Genomic DNA, 15,324 nt, shown 5'->3' with positions numbered 1-15,324 from the left:
TGCGAACTTGTCCGCCTATCGAGATCCCCCCGCGTGCCCAACGCCATTCTGCGCCTCGCCCTGCCTTCGCCCCTGCGCCGCCTGTTCGACTACCGCGCCCCGGCCGGGGTCTTGCGCGCCCAGTTGCAGCCGGGCATGCGTCTGCGGGTGCCGTTCGGCCGGCGGGAAATGATCGGGATCCTGGTGGAAATCACCGACCACAGCGAGGTCCCGGTCGACAAACTCAAACCGGCCCTGGCCCTGCTCGATGCCACGCCACCGCTGCCTGCATCGCTGTTCAAGCTGTGCCTATGGACCTCCCAGTACTACCAACACAGTCTCGGCGACACCCTGAGCTGGGCGCTGCCGGTGCTGCTGCGCCAGGGCGAACCGGCCGAGGCACGCCAGGAACGGTTCTGGTCGGTGACACCGGGCGCCTCGCTGGACGATCCGCGCATTGCCCGGGCCCCGCGCCAGCGTGAGGCCTTGGCGACCTTGGCCCAGCATCCCCACGGTGTGGCCCATCAGGTGCTGAGCAAACTGATGCTCAGCAAGGACAGCCTCGACCTGTTGCTGGCCAAGGACCTGGTCCAGGTGGAAGTCCGCCGGCACGCCCCTGGCGCCCGCCATGAACATTGGCTGGCCCAGCCGGAACTGCCGCTCAACGCCGAACAGCGTGCCGCTTGCGAGGCGATTCGTGCAGGGCTCGATAGCTATCACGCGTTTCTGCTGGCGGGCGTCACCGGCAGTGGCAAGACCGAAGTCTATCTGCAACTGATCCGCCAGACGCTGGAGGCCGGCAAGCAAGCCCTGGTGCTGATCCCGGAAATCAACCTCGGTCCACAAACCCTGGCGCGCTTCGAACAACGTTTCAACGCGCGGATCGCCCTGGTGCACTCGGCAGTCAACGACCGCGAACGCCTGGAAGCCTGGCTCGCCGCCCGGGACGGCGAGGCCGATATCATCATCGGCACCCGCTCGGCCCTGTTCACGCCGATGAAAAACCCTGGCCTGATCATCATCGACGAAGAACACGACGGCTCCTATAAACAGCAGGAAGGCCTGCGTTACCACGCCCGCGACCTGGCGCTGGTGCGCGCCCGCCAGGAAAACATTCCCATTGTGCTCGGTTCGGCGACGCCGTCCCTGGAAAGCCTGCACAACGCCTACACCGGTCGTTACGGCCTGCTGCGCCTGAACGAGCGGGCCGGCGGCGCCAAGCAACCGCGCTTCCTGCGCCTGGATGTAAAAAGCCGCCCGCTGGACAGCGGTATTTCCGGACCGATGCAGCAAGCCATCGGCCAGACCCTGGCTGCCGGGCAACAGGTCCTGGTGTTCCTCAACCGCCGTGGTTTCGCCCCGACCCTGCTGTGTCACGACTGCGGCTGGATGTCCGGCTGTGAACGCTGCGATGCGCGGATGACCGTGCATCAACGCCACGGCGAGCTGCGCTGCCACCATTGCGGCCACGTAGAACGCGTGCCAAGGCACTGTCCGCAGTGCGGCAAAGTGGACTTGCGCCCCGTCGGCGCAGGCACCGAACGCGCTGAAGAGCGGCTGGGCATCCTGTTTCCGGACTATCCGGTGCTGCGGGTGGATCGTGACAGCACGTCGCGCAAGGACGCGATGAACCAGTTGTTCGCGACGATTCAAAAAGGCCAGCCGTGCATCCTGGTAGGCACGCAGATGCTCGCCAAAGGACATCACTTCCCCCGAGTCACGCTGGTGTCGATCCTGGACGCCGACGGCGGACTGTTCTCCGGCGACTTCCGCGCCAGCGAGCGCATGGCGCAGTTGATCGTCCAGGTCGCGGGCCGGGCCGGACGAGCCGAGGAACCGGGCAAAGTCATCATCCAGACGCACCTGGCGGATCACCCGCTGCTGATACAACTCACGGAGCAAGGCTACTTTGCCTTCGCCGAACAGGCCTTGAGCGAACGTCGCAGCGCCGGCCTGCCGCCATTTGCCCACCTGGCGCTGCTGCGGGCTGAAGCCCATAAGCCCGGACAGGCCGAAGCGTTCCTCGACGAGGCCTGCAGCGAGGCCGAACGTTTGCTCGCGCAGCAGAACCTCACCGGAATCGAACTCTTGGGCCCGGTACCGGCTCCGATGGAACGGCGGGCCGGGCGTTATCGGGCACAGCTTTTATTACAGGCCAATGCCCGGGCGCCGCTGCATCGACTGCTGAGCGCCTGGCTGCTGGTTCTGGAACAGATGCCCAGTGGGCGAGCGGTGCGCTGGTCGCTGGATGTGGATCCGGTGGATTTGTATTGAATGGACCACAAGCCGGCCCCTGTGGGAGCGAGCTTGCTCGCGATTGCGACGGCACAGCCGACATCACCGTCACTGACCCACCGCTATCGCGAGCAAGCCCGCTCCCACAGGTGGATCGCATACATCCAGGCCACCCAGAATAATCACCCCACAGCCCCAACCGACCCGCTACAGTTGGCAAGCTCGTCCGGGCCACGGATAATGCCCAGTTTTTCCACCAGCGCATCGAAGCGCCGCCGCGCCTGCGGTTGAAAGAGAAGACCATGAAAGACACCATTCGCCAGCTCATCCAGCAAGCCATCGCCCAACTCGTCACTGAAGGTGTGCTGCCAGAAGGCCTGTCGCCGGCGATTCAGGTCGAAAACACCCGCGACAAGACCCACGGCGACTTCGCCAGCAACATCGCGATGATGCTCGCCAAGCCGGCCGGCATGAAACCGCGGGACCTGGCGGAGAAAATCATCGCCGCGCTGCCGGCCGACGAGAACGTCAGCAAGGCTGACATCGCCGGCCCCGGCTTCATCAATTTCTTCCAGAACACCCAGGCCCTGGCCTCGCGCCTGGACGCGGCCCTGGCCGACGCCCACATCGGCGTGCGCAAGGCCGGCCCGGTGCAGCGCACCGTGGTTGACCTCTCGGCCCCCAACCTCGCCAAGGAGATGCACGTCGGCCACCTGCGCTCGACCATCATCGGCGACGGCGTGGCCCGGGTCCTGGAGTTTCTCGGCGACACCGTGATCCGCCAGAACCACGTCGGCGACTGGGGCACCCAGTTCGGCATGCTGATGGCCTACCTGCAGGAAAACCCGATCACCAGCGACGAACTGTCGGACCTGGAGAACTTCTACCGTGCCGCCAAGCAACGCTTCGACGAGTCGCCCGAGTTCGCCGACCGCGCCCGCGGCCTGGTGGTCAAGCTGCAGGCCGGCGATGCCGAGTGCCTGGCGCTGTGGAGCAAGTTCAAGGACATCTCCCTGTCCCACTGCCAGAAAATCTACGAGCTGCTGAACGTCAAATTGACCATGGCCGACGTGATGGGTGAAAGCGCCTACAACGATGACCTGATCAACGTGGTCAACGACCTCAAGGCCAAGGGCATGCTGGTGGAAAGCAACGGCGCCCAGTGCGTGTTCCTCGACCAGTTCAAGACCGCCGACGGCGAGCCGCTTCCAGTAATCATCGTCAAGGCCGACGGCGGCTACCTCTACGCCACCACCGACCTGGCAGCCGTGCGCTACCGCAACAACGTGCTCAAGGCCGATCGGGTCCTGTACTTCGTCGACCAACGCCAGGCCCTGCACTTCCAGCAAGTGTTCGAAGTGGCACGCCAGGCCGGTTTCGTGACCCGTCCGATGGAAATGGAACACATGGGCTTCGGCACCATGAACGGCGCCGACGGCCGTCCGTTCAAGACCCGCGATGGCGGCACGGTGAAACTGATCGACCTGCTGACCGAAGCCCAGGACCGCGCCTACACCCTGGTCAAGGGCAAGAACCCGGACCTGGCCGAGGACGAACTGCGCAACATCGCCAAGGTGGTGGGCATCGACGCGGTGAAATACGCCGACCTGTCCAAGCACCGCACCAGCGACTACAGCTTCAACTTCGACCTGATGCTCAACTTCGAAGGCAACACCGCGCCCTACCTGCTGTACGCCTACACCCGTGTCGCCGGGGTGTTCCGCAAACTCGGCAAGGGCTTCAACGAAGTGGACGGCCAGATCGTGCTTGAAGCCGCTCAAGAACAGGAGCTGGCGGCGAAACTGGCGCAGTTCGGCGAAGTGCTGAACAACGTCGCCGACAAGGGCACGCCACATACCCTGTGCGCTTACCTGTACGATGTGGCCGGCCTGTTTTCCAGCTTCTACGAGAACTGCCCGATCCTCAACGCACAAACCCCAGAGCAAATGCAGAGCCGCCTGCGCCTCGCCGCGCTGACCGGACGTACGCTCAAGCAAGGCTTGGAATTGCTGGGCCTGGAAACCCTGGAGCGCATGTAAGTTGGCCGCCAAGAAAAAACCTGCACCCAAACGCGGCGCCAGTCGTTACCAGGCCCCGGCCAAGAAGCCGATTCCGGGCTGGTTGTGGATGGCCATCGGCCTGACCGTCGGCGCTTTCATCGTGTTTCTGATGAAGCTGGACCCGGGCCAGGGCGATGACGTCAAGCGCGTCCGGCAAGAGCAGCAGAAGGCCACGCGCATCGCCGAGGCCAACAAGACCCCGCCAAGCCCGACGCAGCCGGTGAAGCCGAAGTACGACTTCTACACCCTGTTGCCGGAATCGGAAGTCATCGTGCCGCCCGATGCCGTGCCGGAGAAAACCCTGCCGACACCGCAAGTGCCGACCACGCCAGTGACCCCGGCCGAAGCGGCGAAGATCGACACCGCCCGCGCCCAGGCCGCGCTGGCCGGCATCACACCGCCACCGGCACCGCCTGTGCAGAAAGCCGCGCCAGTGACCAAGTTCTTCCTCCAGGCCGGCTCGTTCCGCAAGGAAGCCGACGCTGACAAAGTGCGGGCACAGATCATTCTGCTGGGCCAGTCCGTGGCGGTGGAGTCCGGGACCGTGAAGGACGAAACCTGGTACCGCGTCCTGGTCGGCCCGTTCAGTAACCGCGAAGAGCTGACCAAGGCACAGAAACAATTGGCCGGCAGCGGTTTCAGCAACCTGTTGTTACAACAACGCCAGAACCGCTGATCTCGTCAAGGACACTCGTGGCTGTGGGGCTTTTGTGGCGAGGGAGCTTGCTCCCGCTGGGCTGCGCAGCAGCCCCAACAGCTTGGGACCGCTACGCGCTCCAGCGGGAGCAAGCTCCCTCGCCACAGTGAATGCCTTTTCCGCAAACCTGATCGACAACCCCGGGGCACCACTCATCCCCTCCCGCACCCCACAGTTGAAAAAACCCGCGCCACCCCCATATGAGTTCCATCCGGGCATTTTCGCCCCGCTGCGTGGAGACTCTCCCTTGACCACCATCGTTTCAGTCCGCCGTCATGGCAAAGTCGTCATGGGCGGCGACGGCCAGGTTTCACTGGGCAACACCGTGATGAAAGGCAACGCGAAGAAAGTCCGCCGCCTGTATCACGGCGAGGTCATCGCCGGGTTCGCCGGGGCCACTGCCGACGCCTTTACCCTGTTCGAGCGTTTCGAAGGCCAGCTTGAGAAACATCAGGGCCACCTGGTGCGTGCCGCCGTGGAATTGGCCAAGGAATGGCGCACCGACCGTTCCCTGAGCCGCCTCGAAGCCATGCTCGCGGTCGCCAACAAGGACGCCTCGCTGATCATCACCGGCAACGGTGACGTCGTTGAGCCCGAGGATGGCCTGATCGCCATGGGTTCCGGCGGTGCCTATGCCCAGGCTGCAGCCAGCGCCCTGCTGAAAAAGACTGACCTGTCGGCCCGCGAGATCGTCGAGACTGCCTTGGGCATTGCCGGCGACATCTGTGTCTTCACCAACCACACCCAGACCATTGAGGAGCAGGACGAATAAGTCTGTTCCGGCCCAGCGCCACGGCTCATTCCTGCTCGAGGACCGTCAATTACCATGTCCATGACTCCCCGCGAAATCGTCCACGAACTCAACCGCCATATCATCGGCCAGGACGATGCCAAGCGCGCCGTCGCCATCGCCCTGCGTAACCGCTGGCGTCGGATGCAGCTGCCCGAAGAGCTGCGCGTCGAAGTGACCCCTAAGAACATCCTGATGATCGGCCCGACCGGTGTCGGTAAAACCGAGATCGCCCGGCGCCTGGCCAAACTCGCCAACGCACCGTTCATCAAGGTCGAAGCCACCAAGTTCACCGAAGTCGGCTATGTCGGCCGCGACGTCGAGTCGATCATCCGTGACCTGGCCGACGCCGCCATCAAGCTGCTGCGCGAACAGGAAATCACCAAGGTTCGCCACCGCGCCGAAGACGCCGCCGAAGAGCGCATCCTCGACGCCCTGCTGCCGCCGGCGCGCATGGGTTTCAACGCTGAGTCCGCCGCGACCCAGGATTCCAACACCCGCCAGCTGTTCCGCAAGCGCCTGCGCGAAGGCCAGTTGGACGACAAGGAAATCGAGATCGAAGTGGCTGAAGTCGCCGGCGTCGACATTTCCGCGCCGCCGGGCATGGAAGAAATGACCAACCAGTTGCAGAGCCTGTTCGCCAACATGGGCAAGGGCAAGCGCAAGAACCGCAAGCTCAAGGTCAAGGAAGCGCTGAAACTGGTCCGCGATGAAGAAGCCAGTCGCCTGGTCAACGAAGAAGAACTGAAGGCCAAGGCCCTGGAAGCGGTCGAGCAGCACGGCATCGTATTCATCGACGAAATCGACAAGGTCGCCAAGCGCGGCAATGTCGGCGGCGCCGATGTGTCCCGCGAAGGTGTGCAACGCGACCTGCTGCCGCTGATCGAAGGCTGCACCGTCAACACCAAGCTGGGCATGGTCAAGACCGACCACATCCTGTTCATTGCCTCCGGTGCGTTCCACCTGAGCAAGCCGAGTGACCTGGTGCCAGAGCTGCAAGGTCGCCTGCCGATTCGTGTCGAGCTCAAGGCCCTGACGCCGGAAGACTTCGAACGCATCCTGAGCGAACCCCATGCCTCCTTGACCGAACAGTATTGCGCGCTGCTCAAGACCGAAGGCCTGAACATCGAGTTCACGCCCGAAGGCATCAAGCGCCTGGCGCAGATCGCCTGGCAGGTCAACGAGAAGACCGAGAACATCGGTGCCCGTCGCCTGCACACGCTGCTCGAACGCCTGCTCGAGGAAGTGTCCTTCAGCGCCGGCGACCTGGCCAGCGCCCACAACGAAGCGCCGATCCTCATCGACGCCGAGTACGTCAACAGCCACCTGGGTGAATTGGCGCAAAACGAAGACCTGTCGCGGTATATCCTGTAGGTCACACGCTGTGTGAGCGGGCTCCTGTGGCGAGGGAGCTTGCTCCCGCTGGGTCGCGAAGCGGCCCCAAAAACCCGACGCCGCCGCTTATCCGGCGGATTATCGGGAGTCTTTTGGGAGGGCTTCGCCCTCCAGCGGGAGCAAGCTCCCTCGCCACGGATCGCTCATGCAAGGCGTCACGAAACGGACGATCTGCCATGACCAAACTCCCCACCGCCATCAACCTGCACAAAGCCTCCAAGACCCTGACGCTCAAATACGCGCCAGACGAGGAGTATCACCTGCCCGCCGAATTCCTGCGGGTGCATTCGCCTTCCGCCGAGGTCCAGGGCCACGGCAAACCCATCCTGCAATACGGCAAGCTCAACGTCGGCCTGAGCAAGGTCGAGCCGGCCGGCCAGTACGCACTGAAACTGACCTTCGACGACGGCCACGACAGCGGACTGTTCACCTGGGACTATCTCTACCAGTTGGCGGTGCGCCAGGAAGACTTGTGGAACGATTATCTTGCTGAACTCAAGGCCGCCGGAAAAACCCGCGACCCGAGCGAGTCCGTCGTCAAGCTGATGCTCTAACTCAAGGGCTGGCGCTTTAGGGCGATTTTTCTAGACTCATCTGTTTGAATGCCCGCGCGGCAACGTCAATGACTGGCCTGCTTGCGAAAAAAATTAAACTCGGGTAACCAATGGAGCTGGCAAGTTCCCTGCAAAGGAACCTGCGAGTTCCTTGCACAAGTTTCCTCATTGGCCTCGATGCGGAATTAACGGTCACCCGAGCAGCGTACCTGGCAATGCTGTGTGGCTTTACGGCACGGCCCGGGTACTCGTCTGAAGGACAATGGAGCGTCGTAGATGAGCAACAAGAACAACGATGACCTGAAGTACCAGGCCTCGGAAAATACCCTGGGGTTGAATCCTGTCGTCGGCTTGCGCAGAAAAGATCTGCTGGCCTCTGCCCGAATGGTGCTGACCCAGGCCATCAAACAACCGCTGCACAGCGTCAAGCACGTCACCCATTTCGGCTTGGAACTCAAGAACGTCCTGTTCGGCAAATCCGCGCTGCAACCTTCAAGCGATGACCGTCGCTTCGCCGACCCGGCGTGGAGCCAGAACCCGCTCTACAAACGTTATCTGCAAACCTACCTGGCGTGGCGCAAGGAGCTGCACGCCTGGATTGACGACAGCAGCCTCTCGCCCCAGGACATCAGCCGCGGGCATTTCGTGATCAACCTGATGACCGAAGCCATGGCCCCGACCAACTCGGCGGCCAACCCCGCAGCGGTCAAGCGCTTCTTCGAAACCGGCGGCAAGAGCCTGCTGGACGGCCTGTCCCACTTGGCCAAGGATCTGGTGCACAACGGCGGTATGCCCAGCCAGGTCGACATGGGCGCCTTCGAGGTCGGCAAGAGCCTGGGCGTGACCGAAGGCGCCGTGGTGTTTCGCAACGACGTGCTGGAACTGATCCAGTACCGCCCCATCACCGAACAGGTCCACGAGCGACCGCTGCTGGTGGTACCGCCACAGATCAACAAGTTCTACGTCTTCGACCTCAGCCCGGACAAGAGCCTGGCGCGCTTCTGCCTGCGCAGCAATGTGCAGACCTTCATCGTCAGCTGGCGCAACCCCACCAAGGAACAGCGTGAGTGGGGCCTGTCGACCTACATCGAGGCGCTCAAGGAAGCGGTGGACGTGGTCACGGCCATCACCGGTAGCAAAGACGTGAACATGCTGGGCGCCTGCTCAGGCGGCATCACCTGCACCGCGCTGCTGGGTCACTACGCCGCCCTCGGTGAGAAAAAGGTCAATGCCCTGACCCTGCTGGTCAGCGTGCTCGACACCACCCTGGACACCGACGTCGCGCTGTTCGTCGACGAGCAGACCCTGGAAGCGGCCAAGCGCCATTCCTACCAGGCCGGTGTGCTCGAAGGCCGCGACATGGCCAAGGTCTTCGCCTGGATGCGCCCCAACGACCTGATCTGGAACTACTGGGTCAATAACTACCTGCTGGGCAACGAGCCGCCGGTGTTCGACATCCTGTTCTGGAACAACGACACCACTCGGCTTCCGGCGGCGTTCCACGGCGATCTCATCGAGATGTTCAAAAACAACCCGTTGATCCGGCCCAATGCACTGGAAGTGTGCGGCACGCCGATCGACCTCAAGCAGGTTACCGCCGACATTTTTTCCCTGGCCGGCACCAACGACCACATCACCCCGTGGAAGTCCTGCTACAAGTCAGCGCAACTGTTCGGTGGGAAAGTGGAATTCGTACTGTCGAGCAGCGGTCACATCCAGAGCATCCTCAACCCGCCGGGCAATCCCAAGTCGCGCTACATGACCAGTGACGACATGCCGGCCAAGGCTGAGGACTGGCAGGAAAACTCCACCAAGCACACCGACTCCTGGTGGCTGCATTGGCAAGCCTGGCAGGCCGAACGTTCGGGCAAACTGAAAAAAGCCCCGACCGTCCTGGGCAACAAGGCCTATCCGGCCGGCGAGGCGGCGCCCGGTACTTATGTGCATGAGCGGTAAGGGATGCAACTCGTCTGCTGCGGGGGTGGGCTTGCTCACGAATACATCCCGCCAGCCGACACTGAATGCAATGCCCACAGCGCTGGCGAACATAAAACCCATGTTCACAGCAGACCCCATGTGGGAGCGAGCTTGCTCGCGATGACAGTGTGTCAGCCGACATTGATGTTGGATGTACCGCCGTCATCGCGAGCAAGCTCGCTCCCACAAGGGATCCGGGAAAAATGAAAGACAGCGACCCAACCCACAGGGCTTGAAGCATGCCGCAACCGTACATCTTCCGTACCGTCGATCTGGATGGCCAGACCTTGCGCACCGCGGTACGTCCCGGCAAGCCTCACTTGACGCCCTTGCTGATTTTCAACGGCATCGGCGCCAACCTGGAGCTGGTATTCCCGTTCATCGAGGCCTTGGACCCGGACCTGGAAGTCATCGCCTTCGATGTGCCCGGTGTCGGCGGTTCGTCGACGCCCAACCGGCCGTATCGTTTTCCTGGCCTGGCAAAACTCACCGCGCGCATGCTCGATTACCTCGACTATGGGCAGGTCAACGTGATTGGCGTGTCCTGGGGTGGCGCCCTGGCCCAACAGTTCGCCTATGACTACCCTGAGCGCTGCAAGAAACTGGTGCTGGCAGCCACCGCCGCCGGGGCGGTGATGGTGCCGGGCAAACCGAAAGTGCTGTGGATGATGGCAAGCCCCCGGCGCTACGTTCAGCCGTCCCATGTGATGCGCATCGCCCCGCTGATCTACGGCGGCTCGTTCCGCCGCGACCCGAGCCTGGCGGCCAGTCATGCGGCCAAGGTTCGTTCGGCGGGCAAGCTCGGTTATTACTGGCAACTGTTTGCCGGTCTCGGCTGGACCAGCATCCACTGGCTGCACAAGATCCACCAGCCCACGCTGGTGCTGGCTGGCGACGATGACCCGCTGATTCCACTGATCAACATGCGCATGCTGGCCTGGCGCATTCCCAACGCCCAGTTGCACATCATCGATGACGGCCATCTGTTCCTGATTACGCGGGCCGAGGCCGTGGCGCCGATCATCATGAAATTTCTGGAGGAAGAACGTCAGCGCGCGGTCATGCACCCGCATCCCGCGCCACTGGGGGGTGGCTGACACCGCCCATAGCGCCTGGCAGGACGCCGGAACGCGCAGCAACCCGAAACAGCGACTATGTTGTCTGGTTCGGTGTGTTTGTTTTTAGCCTGATGACGAAGGAGTTGACTCATGCGCGACAAACCGGCGAAGGGCTCCATGCCCGTCCCTGCCAGCTTCATCAATGCACAAAGTGCGATCACCGGCTTGCGTGGCAGGGACCTGCTGTCTACTTTGCGCAGCGTGGCCGCCCACGGTTTGCGCAACCCGGTGCACAGTGCCCGGCATGCGTTGCGACTGGGCAGCCAGTTGGGCCGTGTGTTGCTCGGCGAAACCCTGCACCCCGCCAACCCCAAGGACCCGCGTTTTGCCGATCCCACCTGGCAGCTCAATCCGTTCTACCGGCGGAGCCTGCAGGCGTACCTGAGCTGGCAGAAACAGGTCAGGAGCTGGATCGACGAAAGCGACATGAGCCCGGACGACCAGGCCCGCGCGCATTTCGCCTTCGCGCTGCTCAACGACGCCGTATCGCCCTCCAATACCTTGCTCAATCCCCTGGCGATCAAGGAGCTGTTCAACTCCGGCGGCAGCAGCCTGGTGCGTGGCATCAGTCACCTGGTGGACGACCTGCTGCACAACGACGGCTTGCCGCGACAAACCACGCCCCATGCCTTCGAAGTCGGCAAGACCCTGGCCACCACCCCCGGCGCGGTGGTGTTTCGCAATGAGATGCTGGAACTGATCCAGTACAAGTCCATGAGCGAAAAGCAATACGCCAAGCCGCTGCTGATCGTGCCGCCGCAGATCAACAAGTTCTACATCTTCGACCTGAGCCCCTCCAACAGCTTCGTCCAATACGCCCTGAAAAACGGCTTGCAGGTGTTCATCATCAGCTGGCGCAATCCCGATGTGCGTCACCGCGAATGGGGCCTGTCCAGCTACGTCCAGGCGGCGGAAGAAGCCATGAACGTGTGCCGGGCGATCACCGGCGCCCGCGAGGTCAACCTGATGGGCGCCTGCGCCGGCGGCATGACCATCGCTGCCCTGCAAGGCCATCTGCAAGCCAAGCGGCAGCTGCGCCGGGTGGCGAGCGCTACGTACGTGGTGAGCCTGCTCGATAGCCAGATCGACAGCCAGGCCACGTTGTTCATTGACGAACAGACCCTCGAAGCCGCCAAGCGTCGTTCCTACCAGAAAGGCATCCTCGATGGCCGCGACCTGGCCCGGGTGTTCGCCTGGATGCGGCCCAACGACCTGATCTGGACTTACTTCATCAATAACTACCTGCTGGGCAAAGAGCCGCCGGCCTTCGACATCCTCTACTGGAACAACGACACCACCCGGCTGCCGGCGGCCCTCCACGGCGACCTGCTGGATTTCTTCAAGCACAATCCCCTGACCCACGTCGGCGGCCTGGAGGTGTGCGGCACACCGATAGACCTGCAGAAAGTCACGGTAGACAGCTTCAGCGTGGCCGGCATCAACGATCACATCACGCCCTGGGATGCGGTGTATCGCTCGACGCTGCTGCTGGGTGGCGAACGGCGCTTCGTGCTGTCCAACAGCGGGCATGTCCAGAGCATCCTCAACCCGCCGAGCAACCCGAAGGCCAATTACGTCGAAAACCCGAAACTGACCGGCGACCCTCGGGCCTGGTACTACGACGCCAAGCACGTCGACGGCAGTTGGTGGACCCAATGGCTGGCCTGGATCCAGGCGCGCTCCGGGGCCCAGCATGAAACCCTGATGACCCTGGGCAACGCGAACTATCCACCCCAGGAAGCGGCCCCGGGAACCTATGTGCGCGTGCGCTGAATGCCTCACTCCACGGCCGGGTTGGTGGCCGTGGCACGACTCCATCACTAAGAAGACCGGATGAAGACCCGCGACCGCATCCTCGAATGTGCCCTGCAGCTGTTCAATGAAAAGGGCGAGCCGAATGTTTCCACCATGGAAGTTGCCAACGAAATGGGCATCAGCCCCGGCAACCTCTACTACCACTTTCATGGCAAGGAACCCCTGATCCTGGGGTTGTTCGAGCGTTTCCAGGTCGAACTGGCACCACTGCTGGACCCACCACCCGATGTGCAACTGGCGCCTGAAGACTACTGGCTGTTCCTGCACCTGATCGTCGAACGCCTGGCGCAGTACCGGTTCCTGTTCCAGGACCTGTCGAACCTGGCCGGGCGCCTGCCAAAACTGGCCAAGGGCATCCGCCAGTTGCTCAACGCCCTGAAGCGCACCCTGGCGTCACTGCTGGCGCAGCTCAAGGCCCAGGGCATGCTGGTCAGCGACACCCAGGCGCTGGGGCAGTTGGTCGAGCAGATCACCATGACCTTGCTGTTTTCGCTGGACTATCAGCGGATCCTCGATCGCGAGGGCGAGGTTCGGTTGGTGGTCTATCAGGTCATGATGCTGGTGGCCCCGCATTTGCCGCCGGCGACCAAGGCGGCGACTGAGCAATTGGCGTTGCGGTATCTGGAAGAACACGACTGACGACCTGTGGGAGCGGGCTTGCTCGCGAATGCGGTGAGTCAGTCAACATCACTATTGAATGACCCACCGCATTCGCGAGCAAGCCCGCTCCCACAATGGGTTCAGTGGTGTATTGAAATACCCGTCAAACAAAAACGCCCGACCTTCTCAGGCCGGGCGTTTTTGCGTGTCCTGCTGTATCAGGACTGGGTGGTAGGCGTCGATGGAGCCGGCGCGGTAGTCGGGGTGGCCACCGGAGTCGGAGCCGAGGCGGAGTTCGCTGTGCTCGTCGGGGTAGCCGGTTTGGCGGCCGCGGTCGGTGCCTTGGGTGCGGCTGCTTTTGGCGCGGCCGGTTTTTTTACGGCAGGCTTCTTCGCCGCCGCGGGTTTGGCCGCCGCTTTTACCGCAGGCTTGGCGGCAGGTTTCGCAGCAGGTTTGGCCGCAGCAGGTTTGGCTGCCGCCGTTTTAGCGACGGTTTTAGCCGCGGGTTTGGCCGCTACCGGTTTGGCCGCTGCCTTGGTGGCAGGTTTGGCTGCAGCCGTTTTAGCCGCGGGCTTGGCCGCCGTTTTAGCCGCGGGCTTGGCCGCCGCTTTTGCCGCGGGCTTGGCGACGGTTTTTGCCGCTGCCTTGACCAGTGGCTTGGCTGCCGTTTTAGTGGCCGGCTTGGCCGCTGCAGTCTTGCTAGCCACCGGTGCGACTTTCGCCCCAGTGAGTTTTTCGATCTGCTTGGTCAGGGTGTCGACCTTACTGTGCAGCGCCTTCACTTCATTGCGGCTCGGCACGCCCAGGCGCGAGATTGCACTGTTCAGGCGCTTGTCGAATGCCCCTTCCAGCTCGTCCCACTTGCCCAGCGCACGATCCTTAACGCCGCCGATTCGCGACTTGGCGGACTCGGCAGAGTCCTTGGCGGCATCGACTTGTTTGCCAACCGCCGTCTTGGTGAGTTTTTCGGCCTTTTCGCCGTCCTTAACCAGGGACTCGAAGAGTTTGCTGCCGTCAGTGTCGATCTTCGAGTACACGCCTAAACCAGCAAGCCAGATTTTGCGGGAGTACTTTTCAATCTTCCCGGCCCACGAGCTGCCTTCTTTTTCAGTGATTTTTTTACCAGCCATCCCGTTCTCCTTAATGTTTACGCGCGACACGTTCGAGCAATGCCGTCAGCTCATCGAGCTTAGCAGAGAGTGTCTCAACGTCATGTTTAGACGGAATGCCGATACGATTCAAGGCACTTGCAACGCGGGCATCAAATACCTTCTCGACTTTATCGAGTTGTACTTCAACCCGGGCCTTGAAAGTGTTGACGTCCGTCTTGGCTTCAATCAATTCACTGTTGGCCGCTTCAAGTTTTCCAGCAATAGTCTTTTTGCCTTTGGTTTCAATAACTTCGCCGGCCTTTACCAACTCCTGGAAGTACTCGCTGCCTTCCTGGCCAACCTTGGTGTAGGCGCCCAGGCCAGCCAGCCAGATCTTGCGCGCGTACGTTTTCACGTCGCTGAGCGTGGAAGATTCAACGTCGTTTTTTTTCTTCAAAATAACTTTGGCCATGGTGCACCTCACTCGAAAACAGGTTTGAGGAACTGCCCGTACACGGACGGGCTCAGGCACAAAGTAGTGACAATAATTAGAAAGGGCACCCTAACAACTGACACAAACACTGAAGGCGATGACTTCATGTGGGAGCGGGCTTGCTCGCGAATGCGATGGACCATTCACTATTGATGTCGACTGATCCACCGCCTTCGCGAGCAAGCCCGCTCCCACAGGAGTAGGTGGTGAACTTGGATGTGTTCCACCCCACCCTTTCGTTCAATCAAGCCAACGCTTTATCCAACGCCTTTTCAATTTCCGCCTTGATCGTGCCGCTCATGGCCGACATCAACATGCCCAGTTCCACATCGACGCGGATCGAGTCCTCGCCCACAAGCACTTCGCCCTTGACCCCGGAGCGCTTGAGTTTCAGGGTGTCGCCCTCCCACTGCGGCTCCAGTCCATAGCTGTCGGACAACTTCTGCGCCAGCTTGTCGGCTTTCTCTCGTGCCGCTTCCTTGCCCAGGCCATGGGCACGCTCAACTGTTATACGGGCCAT

General features: G+C 62.1%; 13 protein-coding genes. 10 read left to right on the top strand and 3 right to left on the bottom strand.

What is annotated here, in order from left to right; all coding sequences use genetic code 11:
* The first annotated feature begins 33 nt into the window (after nucleotides 1-33).
* The 10 genes from CD58_RS01955 (at nucleotide 34) to CD58_RS01910 (ending at nucleotide 13,259) form a co-directional block, all read left to right on the top strand.
* A complete protein-coding gene (locus CD58_RS01955; RefSeq protein ID WP_025211408.1) occupies nucleotides 34-2,253 on the top strand; it encodes a primosomal protein N' in 2,220 nt (739 codons plus the stop codon).
* Nucleotides 2,254-2,516: 263 nt separating this feature from the next.
* Nucleotides 2,517-4,253: an arginine--tRNA ligase gene (gene argS, locus CD58_RS01950; RefSeq protein WP_025211407.1), complete on the top strand. Its 1,737-nt coding sequence runs from the start codon at nucleotides 2,517-2,519 to the stop codon at nucleotides 4,251-4,253.
* A 1-nt stretch (nucleotide 4,254) separates the two neighbouring features.
* Nucleotides 4,255-4,950: an SPOR domain-containing protein gene (locus CD58_RS01945; protein WP_025211406.1), complete on the top strand. Its 696-nt coding sequence runs from the start codon at nucleotides 4,255-4,257 to the stop codon at nucleotides 4,948-4,950.
* Between the two features lie 268 nt (nucleotides 4,951-5,218).
* Nucleotides 5,219-5,743 carry an ATP-dependent protease subunit HslV gene (gene hslV, locus CD58_RS01940; RefSeq protein ID WP_025211405.1) on the top strand — a complete coding sequence of 175 codons (525 nt, stop codon included), beginning with the start codon at nucleotides 5,219-5,221 and terminating at the stop codon, nucleotides 5,741-5,743.
* 54 nt (nucleotides 5,744-5,797) lie between these two features.
* Nucleotides 5,798-7,135: an ATP-dependent protease ATPase subunit HslU gene (hslU, locus tag CD58_RS01935; protein ID WP_025211404.1), complete on the top strand. Its 1,338-nt coding sequence runs from the start codon at nucleotides 5,798-5,800 to the stop codon at nucleotides 7,133-7,135.
* Nucleotides 7,136-7,332: 197 nt separating this feature from the next.
* Complete coding sequence (locus CD58_RS01930; protein WP_025211403.1) at nucleotides 7,333-7,710, top strand: gamma-butyrobetaine hydroxylase-like domain-containing protein; 378 nt, start codon at nucleotides 7,333-7,335, stop codon at nucleotides 7,708-7,710.
* A gap of 276 nt (nucleotides 7,711-7,986) precedes the next feature.
* Complete coding sequence (phaC, locus tag CD58_RS01925) at nucleotides 7,987-9,666, top strand: class II poly(R)-hydroxyalkanoic acid synthase (RefSeq protein WP_025211402.1); 1,680 nt, start codon at nucleotides 7,987-7,989, stop codon at nucleotides 9,664-9,666.
* Nucleotides 9,667-9,926: 260 nt separating this feature from the next.
* Nucleotides 9,927-10,784, top strand: coding sequence for a poly(3-hydroxyalkanoate) depolymerase (gene phaZ / locus CD58_RS01920; protein WP_025211401.1), 858 nt, complete (start codon nucleotides 9,927-9,929; stop codon nucleotides 10,782-10,784).
* A 111-nt stretch (nucleotides 10,785-10,895) separates the two neighbouring features.
* Entirely contained in the window at nucleotides 10,896-12,578 is a 1,683-nt protein-coding gene (gene phaC / locus CD58_RS01915; RefSeq protein ID WP_025211400.1) for a class II poly(R)-hydroxyalkanoic acid synthase, read from the top strand.
* A 60-nt stretch (nucleotides 12,579-12,638) separates the two neighbouring features.
* Nucleotides 12,639-13,259: a TetR/AcrR family transcriptional regulator gene (locus CD58_RS01910; RefSeq protein ID WP_025211399.1), complete on the top strand. Its 621-nt coding sequence runs from the start codon at nucleotides 12,639-12,641 to the stop codon at nucleotides 13,257-13,259.
* 179 nt (nucleotides 13,260-13,438) lie between these two features.
* Here the strand turns inward: CD58_RS01910 and CD58_RS01905 are convergent, their stop codons facing one another.
* From CD58_RS01905 to CD58_RS01895, 3 genes are all read right to left on the bottom strand, one after another.
* Nucleotides 13,439-14,350: a phasin family protein gene (locus CD58_RS01905; protein ID WP_025211398.1), complete on the bottom strand. Its 912-nt coding sequence runs from the start codon at nucleotides 14,348-14,350 to the stop codon at nucleotides 13,439-13,441.
* Between the two features lie 10 nt (nucleotides 14,351-14,360).
* On the bottom strand, nucleotides 14,361-14,783 hold the full coding sequence (locus tag CD58_RS01900) for a phasin family protein (RefSeq protein ID WP_025211397.1): 423 nt from the start codon (nucleotides 14,781-14,783) through the stop codon (nucleotides 14,361-14,363).
* Nucleotides 14,784-15,048: 265 nt separating this feature from the next.
* Nucleotides 15,049-15,324 carry a polyhydroxyalkanoic acid system family protein gene (locus CD58_RS01895; RefSeq protein ID WP_025211396.1) on the bottom strand — a complete coding sequence of 92 codons (276 nt, stop codon included), beginning with the start codon at nucleotides 15,322-15,324 and terminating at the stop codon, nucleotides 15,049-15,051.

It is taken from the genome of Pseudomonas brassicacearum (assembly GCF_000585995.1).
Taxonomy (GTDB): Bacteria; Pseudomonadota; Gammaproteobacteria; order Pseudomonadales; family Pseudomonadaceae; genus Aquipseudomonas; species Aquipseudomonas brassicacearum_A.
Note: the sequence above shows the minus strand (reverse complement) of the source record. Positions and strands in the feature narration are given on the sequence as shown.

Coding starts and splice junctions, on each gene's coding strand:
- CD58_RS01930 (WP_025211403.1), top strand. CDS start 7,333: ATGACCAAACTCCCCACCGCCATCAACCTGCACAAAGCCTCCAAGACC.
- argS (WP_025211407.1), top strand. CDS start 2,517: ATGAAAGACACCATTCGCCAGCTCATCCAGCAAGCCATCGCCCAACTC.
- CD58_RS01905 (WP_025211398.1), bottom strand. CDS start 14,350: ATGGCTGGTAAAAAAATCACTGAAAAAGAAGGCAGCTCGTGGGCCGGG.
- hslU (WP_025211404.1), top strand. CDS start 5,798: ATGTCCATGACTCCCCGCGAAATCGTCCACGAACTCAACCGCCATATC.
- phaC (WP_025211400.1), top strand. CDS start 10,896: ATGCGCGACAAACCGGCGAAGGGCTCCATGCCCGTCCCTGCCAGCTTC.
- phaZ (WP_025211401.1), top strand. CDS start 9,927: ATGCCGCAACCGTACATCTTCCGTACCGTCGATCTGGATGGCCAGACC.
- CD58_RS01895 (WP_025211396.1), bottom strand. CDS start 15,324: ATGGCCCGTATAACAGTTGAGCGTGCCCATGGCCTGGGCAAGGAAGCG.
- phaC (WP_025211402.1), top strand. CDS start 7,987: ATGAGCAACAAGAACAACGATGACCTGAAGTACCAGGCCTCGGAAAAT.
- CD58_RS01910 (WP_025211399.1), top strand. CDS start 12,639: ATGAAGACCCGCGACCGCATCCTCGAATGTGCCCTGCAGCTGTTCAAT.
- CD58_RS01900 (WP_025211397.1), bottom strand. CDS start 14,783: ATGGCCAAAGTTATTTTGAAGAAAAAAAACGACGTTGAATCTTCCACG.